Here is a 9,287-nt window from a genome sequence, read left to right on the forward strand (position 1 = left end):
AGTAGTCAATCCCTCATAGTTAGTAGTCAATCCCTCATAGTTAGGAGCTGAAAGCCTTTCTGTTAAAGCCTTTCAGATAGCCTAAAAGATTTAAAAGATTTAAAATATATTAAAAAGGATAAGAATGAAAAATTGCCCTTGGTTTTCGCTTCGCTCAAACTCTATTGAATCTCGCTTTCGCTCGATTCGAGAGGCAATTTTTTGGTTAATACTTTCGTGACTTTTAGAAAAAGCAAAAGCAACTCGGAATTCGCTTCGCTCATTAGTTTTTTATGCTCGCTCCGCTCGACCTAGATGCAAATTAAATCTGTTCGCACCCTTTGGGATGCTCTGTATCTCAGTCTCAGCAGCAAAGGGGAGCTTGTAATCAGGGAAAAAGCATGGCGAAAATTTTAATTGAGTCTGTTCGCTCGTAGACACTCGCTCTGTAAGGCCTGAATAAAGCCAGATAATTTTAAAAACCTGGACCACCGTAATCATAATCATCAGTTTTAGGTTGTACTGGTTCTGATTGAATCGGTTTAGGGGGCTTATTCTGCGTGGGTAATGGATTCTTTGGTGGTGAATACACGTCAAACTCAAAGCATGGTGTTGAGTTACGTTGTGAATCCTTCAATTTTTGATTCATGTTATGAATATTCCAGTCTTCTTGATGCAATATAGGCTCTTGGGTCTTGATAATTTCACTAAAATCTTTTTGCAGTTTTTCCTTATTTTTCTGATTCTTCACTAAATAATTCAGGTAATACATCACCTCCAATGATGAAAATGGATGGTTTTCAGCACTATAAAAATATTCATGTTGTTGATCTAATTGCTTTTGGCGTTCTTCGAGTTCTCGTTCTTTTTGATTGTGTTCTCGAATTTTTTGGATCTGGGCGAGATATTCCGCTGTCGCGTTTTGTTGACCAACGCCTAGCTTAGGCTCAGGAAGATACAAAGTGCTGTGGATCTCGTTATATTTTTCATAGCTGTCTGCTGAAACCTGATTTTTGATGGTGATGTCTTGGCCATCCAATGTGTAGGTGACGGTAGGGCAGTGCTGTGCAAGGGCATCATTCAGATGGTTTTCCCATTGTTTTCGGATATAGATTAAAAAAGTGGAATAGTCTGCGTGGCCATCCTGCAGCTGGATTTTCTTTGCACCGCCTTTGCTTGGATCTTTGGGGTTATAGCGTTTGAAATATTGTTCGGCTGTCCGTTCAATACTGTCATCGGCTTTTAGCGAGAACATGATGTGACAATGAGGCTGATCTTCGCCACTGAGGCGCGATTTAACGTTATGTATGGCGTATGAATGCGGATATTGCTGTGGAACTATATGTTTGTCTAAAAACGTCTCTATGAGCGTTTTACGCTGTTCTGGCGTGAATTCGTTGGGGAGGGCAATTTCATACTCCATGTAGACTTTGGCATTGGCTCGCTCAAAAGTATCAGCGGCTTTCCAAAACTCAATGGGATCTTTCACCCAGGACGGCATGCATTTGCCAGGTTCAACGTATTCTAAAATTTCATCACTTTTTTTGCGGACGTTTTCGTATTGCATCAATCGGGCAATATAGAGGTAATGCTGAATGGCGTAGCCTTTATTTTTACTTTTGACGCTGAAGTGATAACTGGCCATGCTCACCTTTTTGTTGGTCTGGGATCGGTTTTTATGCAGTGAAACGGAATGAAAACCGCCCGGATTTGGAATGCCTGGATGGCTGAAAAATCCGGTTGAAGGGGGTCAAGGGGGAAGCGCCCCATTGCGTACTAGTTTCTCCGATCAGGAGAAACTGTCAAGTGCGAATTATTTAAATAAAAAATAGAAATTCTTTTCAAGAAATTTTATTTTTTATTTAAATAATTATTTTCAGACTGCCCTCTTTAAATATGGTAAAACCATATTTAAAGAGGTTGCAGTTCTGAAAATTTGGTGGCCGATGATATGACACTAGAAAAAGCAAAAAAGCGTGGTAGACCTTCTCAACTTTTACAAATGGCAGAGTTACATGCTTTCGTTGAGTTTTTATTAGAAAAAGATCCTCGTTCGGAACTTCAAAATCAGGTTATTGATGCACTACAAGCTGAAGACTTTAACTTTGAAATGTTGTCTGAAGCTCAGCAGATTCTTGTGAAAGAAGCGTTAAAACCGTACCGTGAGCATTTGAAGCTTCAGTTGTTGTTTGATGAGTTGGTGAGAACTCCGGGAAGGACTAAGTATGAAGAAAAATTTTTGGAGCTGTACCAAGATTATAAAAAAGATGATCTAGATCCAGCTGAAATGAATATCCTGAAAACAATGTGTACGCGCTATCTGAATTTTAAAGCGCAAAAGCTTGAATACAGTGACTTGGAGCTGTATTTGAGTCAGATTCAGAAAAAGGATGCCGGGAAAAAACGTAAAGCTGAAAATCAACGTAAGTTTGAAGTGGGCGGTGGGGTTTTAAGTCTTTATAAAGTAAAAGATGATGAAAATTTAGACAGTAAAAAGTTTCTAAAAGGAATCGAAATTGACCGTTTTCTTGCCGGGAAATTTCGTCAATCTCAACTTTATAAAAAGGTTTGGGCACTAGAGCGACCAAATACAGAAAAGTATCAACTACTTTTTGAGGTTCTCCATCAGCTGTCTGGATATAGCCTAAAAGGGCAGACTTTAACGCTTCTCGATTTAGCGATTATAGATGCTCAAAAAAAGATAAAAAGTAGGTCTGAAAAAGAATGAATTTTTTGACTGTCCGCTTTTTAGCTGACTTTTCTATTTTGGCAATTGTAAATTTATGCGAAATTTATTATTTTAAAAATAAGGTCGCCTACCGTACTTACGCATGAGTAGAAAAGGGATAAAAAACCATAGGTTTAATTTTTAAAGCCATATCTAAAATTTAATTTTCTTAAGTATCAACTCGTTTGGTTCTTAGCATTTAAACATGCGTTGCTAGAAGTCTTATGACACCAAAGATTCTTTGTATAAAGAGTTTAGAGTTGGAAGTAGAGAAAATTATGTCTATTCAAGAATTCGCATTTCAATTATCTAAAAAAATTCAGGAACAGCATTCTGTAAAGATTAGCCGTTCACATATTTATGAATTAATTGCTTTAGATCAGGACTATAGGACCTATAGCTCTTTTGTTGCTCAAAATCTTTTACTTGATGCTCAATATGATGATTCTGAAGAATATTATCAGCATGAATTAATTGATGCCCTAACTCTAGAAATATTGAAAAATCCGCCTGAAACAGATTATCTAAATTATAGTGAAGATGACCTTCATTGGGATGATTATGAAGGTAATGCTTTACTGGAAAAGATTAAAAAAATCACCATAAGACTTAAGGATTTACTAAAATTCGATGCGTCAGAGGAATTATATTTATCGATTTCTAAAACGGTCTATCGAGAACTTTTATGGCTTAACTTAGAAGTTATTAACTTTAATGTCGTAAGAAAAGCACTAAGTTATATCGATTTTGAAAATGGGATGGTAGATCACCTAGAACTTGATGGTGAATATTTCGAGTTTTCAGAAATTGGGGAGGCTTTTGAAAAGATTTTATCTTATGCGAAAGACCGTAAGAATGCTGATGCATATGCTCTATTAGGTGCTTATTATCGTTATTTAGCAAATCAAATAGCTCCTTATGGTCGACATGAATCAAATTTTGGGAGTCGTTGGGACAATCATAAACAAAAATATATCAATTCTGATGAGACTAAGAAAAATAAAGAAAAGTATGAAGAATACATAAAGCAAGCTGAACACTTTGAATCTTATATTAAAAATTCACCTATGAATCTTCATGAAATTAATTTGGATGCAGACAAGGAAACAGTTTACAACCAGATTCTGTACTTGTGTAATCGAGGTGATACGAGTGCTATTGAATACTTCCTGTATGAAGAAATTTTCAAAAATCATGGAGAAGCATGGTTATACATCTACTTAGCTCAAATGTGTGGAGTTGATTTCACGCAGGATGATTTTAGAGCCTACAATGCTTATACAGGTGAGGATTATGATGACTATGGACCTATGGAAATCGCAGGTCGTGAGGCAATTCAATATGCTATAGATTTATCAGAACTAGATGTTGATAAAGATAATTTAGCTAGGAAGATTGCTGCAGAGTTATTTGAGAAAATTTAATTCATAGTCTTATAAAAAAGAGAATTTGAAATCTGTATTTGACTCATAAAATACAGATTTCATTATCATCGTTTAACATCCTGGGATAAGTTGTAGAAAGGCTGCTCTAACTTCAGAAAATTCGGCTTGAGGGTGATCTTGTAAAAAATATTCGGTCCAAATGAATGTTGCTTCATGGCCGTCATAGCAAGGATTTACATCCAGATAAAAAGCCAATCGTGCTGTTATGCAAAGTTCAAGATCATTAATTAATGTCAATCCAATCTTTTTTGCTTGAGAAGAAATAAGAAGCTTGGGCTGTACGAAATGGTTCATAAAACAAGTCCTATCAAAAGAGTAAAATTGCTTGATAAGAGTATTTAAACACATAAATAATGTGTCAATAACATTATTTATGTGTTTAAATGTAAATAAATAATCTGTGCTATACTTTTCTATCAAAACAATTCTGCTTTTTAAACTATGCCTTACGAAGAATTTCAAAGACTTATAGGTAAGTCTGGCCTTTCTATTAAAGAATTTGCAGCACTTTTAGATATGAATGCGAATTCAATTACCAACTATAAAAAGAACGGTAAAGTGCCCACTAGCATTGCAGTGATTGCAATCGTAATTTCAGATATGAAGGATGATGGTCTGGACTTTTATCCGATTTTTGAGAGAGTTCGGGCTTTCCGTGATCAAGATAGTATTTGACGTTAACCCAATTAAAGATTTAATTGGGTTCTAACAGCTGCTGTTATTCCCAAGTAGAAATGTCCTACCTAATAACCAAATAGAAATGTCCTATATGGACATTTCCAAGTCAAGCACAGGATTTAGATTTCGTTGTTCAATCGCTGTTTTCTGTGCTTGTCTACGTGGCATCTTTTGAGAACGATTGCGTTTGTTTTGGTGTTCCAGTTGTTCATGCTGTTGTTGAATATGTGCCAGCACAGAACCCAAACGTTTATTCTCAACGATCTCTCGCTGGTTGAGCTGACTTAATTTATCAAAGATGCTGTAATTGATTTTTCTTCCCTGATATTCAATGGCTACAGTACCATCCGGATATTCCAGGAACTCAAGATACTTGCCGCCCAATCTTTGATTTTCTTCGCTGTTTTCCAAGATATATACGCATTTATCATAAGTAATCGTCAAGCTGTTCGTGACCCTGCGGGGTTCACGCCAGGTAAAAACATCATCTAATTCTTCGGCTGTTTCAGCGATAGGCCGATGTAGATCCTTGGAATTAAAAGCCATCTTGGCGAATTTACGATTAAATTGCTCAATAAAGCACGGCAGCCACTTATTGGCATCTGCAATTGAACTGATGCCTTCTAGACGCATCTCCTTAATCAGACGATCCTGAAGTGTTCTATTCGCTCGTTCTACACGACCTTTGGCTTGAGGGGAGTTAGCGAAAATGATATCGATATTGAGAGTGCTCAGAACACGTCCAAACTGGGTAATCTTGGTGTCTTTCTTGCTACTTTGATTCACCCTAAAAACTGAATGTTTGTCACTGTAAAATGCCAATGGCTTACCATGCTGTTCGATATATAAACGTGTCGAAATCATATAGTCAAAGGCTGACTCTGACGCACAGAAGCGTAAATGCTGCAATTTTCCTGTGGCATCATCGATGAATACTAGCAGACAGCATTTAGGTGCTCGACCTTCAAACCAATCATGGTGTGAGCCATCAATTTGGATCAATTCACCATAACAATCTCGGTTATAACGAGGCTGATATGGTCGTTTCAGGCGCTTGCAGCGAGGGATCCATAAATCGGCTGCAATCATCCAGGAACGCAGGGTTTCTACTGAAAGATCGAATCCATGCACGGTGGTGAGCTTTTCATGCGCTAAAGTGGGTCCGAAACCATAAAGTTGATCTGAAACAATATTGAGACACTTAAGTCTGAGTTCTTCAGGAAGTTTAGAATTGCTGATTTGGCCACGACCGGCATGGGCTAATGCAGCGGGACCTTGAGCTTTGTATTTCTGCAGTAAGCGTCTGATGTGACGTTCTGAGATATGAAGTAGCTGAGCAGCCTGGGATTGAGTTATACGTTGATCACAGATTTCTTGCAAGACCGACAATCGTTTAAGTTCTTTATCCGACATAGACACCAACATATCAAACCGTCCGCTAAGGAAATTGCAAAAGCGCATATTCTAAAAGCGGACATTTTTACTTTGGAGAAACCGGACATTTCTATTTTGGGCTTACAGCTGCATTTCGTAGATGAGATTTTATGTTAAATAAAAAAGGAGAACATTAAGAATGTTCTCCTTTTTTGAATCTTTTCTCTTTTAACGATAAGAGAAATCGTATTTGCTGCTTCCAAATATGGCAAGTATTTGCTCTTATCGCTGGCCCCGCCGGCTCACACAGATCCCTTTTATGTTTAAAGACAGAGGAGACTATCACCCGGTCTATGTATATTAATATATATTAGTATGCACATCTGATCAAGCTTCCTTAATCCTATTATTGACTGGGCTGAAAAGTGAAACAGCTAAAATTTTGATTTCATTTGATTCTGAAATTAAAACTTGCTGAGCACTACTCAATGTACAAGCAGTGGAAATAAGGTCATCAACAATTATGTACACTCCATTTTCAATTATTTGCGTTCCATTTAATTTAATTGGATGAACATATTTTCTTATGGGTGGTGGAATGTCTGATACTGAAAAAAGCTTATTTCTTTGATCAGCTTGTTTTATTCTTTGTAAAATTAGGTGTTTATCCGTACTTGGTATACTTGAGTTAGCTACTTCTTCTGACATCTCAGTATTTGATTTTTTTATCAATAGGCTTTCTAAGACTATTGATTGATGAAACTGTCTCTGCAATCTTCTTGCTAGTTGTAATGAAAGATTATGTTTGGAAGGCATTGGCACAATGAAATCAATTTTTTCATATTTATCAGTTATTTCATTTTTCAATATTTCTAATATTTGATAAAAAGGTACTTTAAGATCTTTCATTGAATCTTTAGTTACTACTAAATTTTGTTTTCCTTTAAGGGCATAAAGAAGAGGACAATTGTCACCTAATTTATGAAGTTTTCTGTCAATTACACTACGATAAAAGATTGAGTAAATTGATAGATTTAAAGAATCAATATTCTTTTTAGTATAGATACATGGGCTTTTCTTCTTAGTGGGAGTAGTAATTGCATAATGGTTTGTTGAGTGATCAACAATAACTAAGTTATCAATTACTTTAAAGCCCACAGAATACCTTCAATTCATGTACATAAAAAACTATTGATAATTATGCACAATATGGACATTAAGCGCATGATTATTTTAAATTTTAAAGCCTGGATATTGATCCAGGCTTTTCATATCGCATAACGAACATAAGTTAAATGGATATGGTCACCTTAAATTAGGTGTACATCTGATTACTAATTAAGGGTTATTCTCAAACCATGAATTAGTGGTAGCTATACAGTGCTGACAGCGCATATCTTGCTCTAAATAAGCGCCTAAAGCACATTCTTCACCATAGACAGATTCGTAACTACCGTTGATATGAACTATTGGAGATTCTTCAGCAGTAGAGTATTTTTGAATACACTCGTCACAGACATTTGCTTGAGGATATTGCTCATCAGTACGATCAGCAGACATATTCCCCCATAAAGTACAAAGTTGCATAGTTTTCTTCCTATACCTGCCTTAGAGCGAATGCAATAAAGGAACTTCAAAATAGAAATGGACGAATACCACTATAAGCCTAAAATCTTACTCAACGGTTCAACAACTGAATGCTATACTGATTTATCTGAATTTTTACAAGAACTTATACAATGAAACTAAGAACTGCCGTACTCACTATACTGTTAAGTCATAGTTCTACAATTTATGCAGATAGTGTATATGAAAAAATATCTCCTCCAATTTTTAGTGATGAACTAGCCTTTAATAACTATCAAGTTGTTCTTTTGGATTTAATGCTTACAACTCATAATTACGCAGTTAGTGAATTGCATAGTGAAGTAGACGGACAGCTAAAATACAAGGCGATCAAATGCGAACAATTGTCTCAAACTAGATATTTAACAAGAGTTATAGAGGCAAACAAAAAATTATTTAAAAATAAAGGTAATTTTGAGTCTTCTATGGATGTATATAAAAAATCTGAGGATTACATAAGATCTATAATAGGTAAAGACAGTTGTGAATCGATAACAAAGATTTATACCGATAAGTATTTCAAGCCTGTACAAACATTTGGATAAATTTATAGTTATAACTACACTATTTGACAAAACACATCTTCATGCTCAAGGTTTGCTATTTGCAAGTAAACTTAACTACATCATAGTGGCTAGCCCCATAGATAGGTTCGATCCATGAGCCTTTATCTGTGTAGGTTGTGATATCGCTTTCGCTATTGATGCCTTCTCCAATTTTGCGATATTTACCTGTGGAACAGTTGATTTCCATCTTAGAGTAGACTGTCTCTGTTGAAAATACAGACTTATAAATAACTAAATTGATCCCCCCTTTCTTTTTATTGCTAATTAGAAAGTACTTTCCATTGTACTTTTTATCGATCATGGGAATCTTTTTATCAGCCAGCACTGAGGTACTGATAATAGCTAAAGTGATTGCAATTAATATGTGTTTATAGATCATTGTTGTTCTCATTTTTCATCAGGTATTTGAAACATAGCAGAGTAGTAGTCACCATCTTTTTTACACATGGCTAACAAGTCGGTTTGAGTTCCATCTTTCACGATGTAGCCAATAAACTTTTCTTTTTCATCCTTATCTACAGTATAGGATACATTATATTTTTTTGCTGTTTGATCAAGACGATACTTACATTCCTGCATGGTATCCATTTCATCACCAACAGCTTTAGAGCTTGTGATTTTAGTTGGGCTAGTATCAGTCGATGAACTACTATCACACCCCATTAGTAATATAGAAAAACTAAGACATAATATTTTAGCTGTAATTGTATTCATCTTTTTTCCCCAAAAGGTCAATACAGAGTATAAGTGATATTAATACGATTAGAAATGTTATAAGTTGAGTACCATCTTTTTAGAAAATCTAAAATTAACATAATACGCGTTATACGAATCTAAAAATGGGAGCCTAAGCTCCCATTTTTATTGATGATTTTTTAATTCTTTTAGCAT

The 9,287-nt window shown here is 35.7% G+C and carries 11 protein-coding genes; 4 read left to right on the plus strand and 7 right to left on the minus strand.

Features of this window, described 5'->3' with window-relative positions:
- Positions 1-454: 454 nt before the first annotated feature.
- A complete protein-coding gene (locus F972_RS00005) occupies positions 455-1,624 on the minus strand; it encodes a MobA/MobL family protein (RefSeq protein ID WP_004762671.1) in 1,170 nt (389 codons plus the stop codon).
- Between the two features lie 306 nt (positions 1,625-1,930).
- Between F972_RS00005 and F972_RS00010 the strand changes: the two genes are divergently transcribed.
- Both F972_RS00010 and F972_RS00015 read left to right on the plus strand, forming a co-directional pair.
- Positions 1,931-2,707, plus strand: coding sequence for a hypothetical protein (locus tag F972_RS00010; protein ID WP_004762676.1), 777 nt, complete (start codon positions 1,931-1,933; stop codon positions 2,705-2,707).
- A 224-nt stretch (positions 2,708-2,931) separates the two neighbouring features.
- Positions 2,932-4,131, plus strand: coding sequence for a hypothetical protein (locus tag F972_RS00015; RefSeq protein WP_004762678.1), 1,200 nt, complete (start codon positions 2,932-2,934; stop codon positions 4,129-4,131).
- Positions 4,132-4,203: 72 nt separating this feature from the next.
- On the opposite strand, the gene F972_RS00020 is transcribed toward F972_RS00015, so the two are convergent.
- Entirely contained in the window at positions 4,204-4,446 is a 243-nt protein-coding gene (locus tag F972_RS00020; protein WP_004762680.1) for a hypothetical protein, read from the minus strand.
- A 147-nt stretch (positions 4,447-4,593) separates the two neighbouring features.
- On the opposite strand from F972_RS00020, the gene F972_RS00025 reads away from it, so the two are divergent.
- Complete coding sequence (locus F972_RS00025) at positions 4,594-4,827, plus strand: helix-turn-helix domain-containing protein (protein ID WP_004762682.1); 234 nt, start codon at positions 4,594-4,596, stop codon at positions 4,825-4,827.
- Positions 4,828-4,917: 90 nt separating this feature from the next.
- On the opposite strand, the gene F972_RS00030 is transcribed toward F972_RS00025, so the two are convergent.
- From F972_RS00030 to F972_RS00040, 3 genes are all read right to left on the minus strand, one after another.
- Entirely contained in the window at positions 4,918-6,243 is a 1,326-nt protein-coding gene (locus F972_RS00030) for an ISNCY family transposase (protein WP_008942541.1), read from the minus strand.
- 348 nt (positions 6,244-6,591) lie between these two features.
- Complete coding sequence (locus tag F972_RS00035; protein ID WP_004762683.1) at positions 6,592-7,362, minus strand: phosphoribosyltransferase family protein; 771 nt, start codon at positions 7,360-7,362, stop codon at positions 6,592-6,594.
- Positions 7,363-7,542: 180 nt separating this feature from the next.
- Positions 7,543-7,791 (minus strand): hypothetical protein, encoded by a 249-nt coding sequence (locus F972_RS00040; protein ID WP_004762685.1) that lies wholly within the window; start codon positions 7,789-7,791, stop codon positions 7,543-7,545.
- Between the two features lie 152 nt (positions 7,792-7,943).
- On the opposite strand from F972_RS00040, the gene F972_RS00045 reads away from it, so the two are divergent.
- Complete coding sequence (locus F972_RS00045; RefSeq protein WP_004762687.1) at positions 7,944-8,375, plus strand: hypothetical protein; 432 nt, start codon at positions 7,944-7,946, stop codon at positions 8,373-8,375.
- Between the two features lie 55 nt (positions 8,376-8,430).
- Here F972_RS00045 and F972_RS00050 read toward each other — a convergent pair whose 3' ends face one another.
- Positions 8,431-8,775, minus strand: a complete 345-nt coding sequence (locus F972_RS00050) for a hypothetical protein (RefSeq protein ID WP_004762688.1) — start codon at positions 8,773-8,775, stop codon at positions 8,431-8,433.
- An 8-nt stretch (positions 8,776-8,783) separates the two neighbouring features.
- Positions 8,784-9,110, minus strand: coding sequence for a hypothetical protein (locus F972_RS00055; RefSeq protein WP_004762690.1), 327 nt, complete (start codon positions 9,108-9,110; stop codon positions 8,784-8,786).
- Positions 9,111-9,287: the final 177 nt, after the last annotated feature.

This window comes from Acinetobacter sp. CIP 102529 (assembly GCF_000368325.1).
In the GTDB taxonomy this organism is placed as follows: domain Bacteria; phylum Pseudomonadota; class Gammaproteobacteria; order Pseudomonadales; family Moraxellaceae; genus Acinetobacter; species Acinetobacter parvus.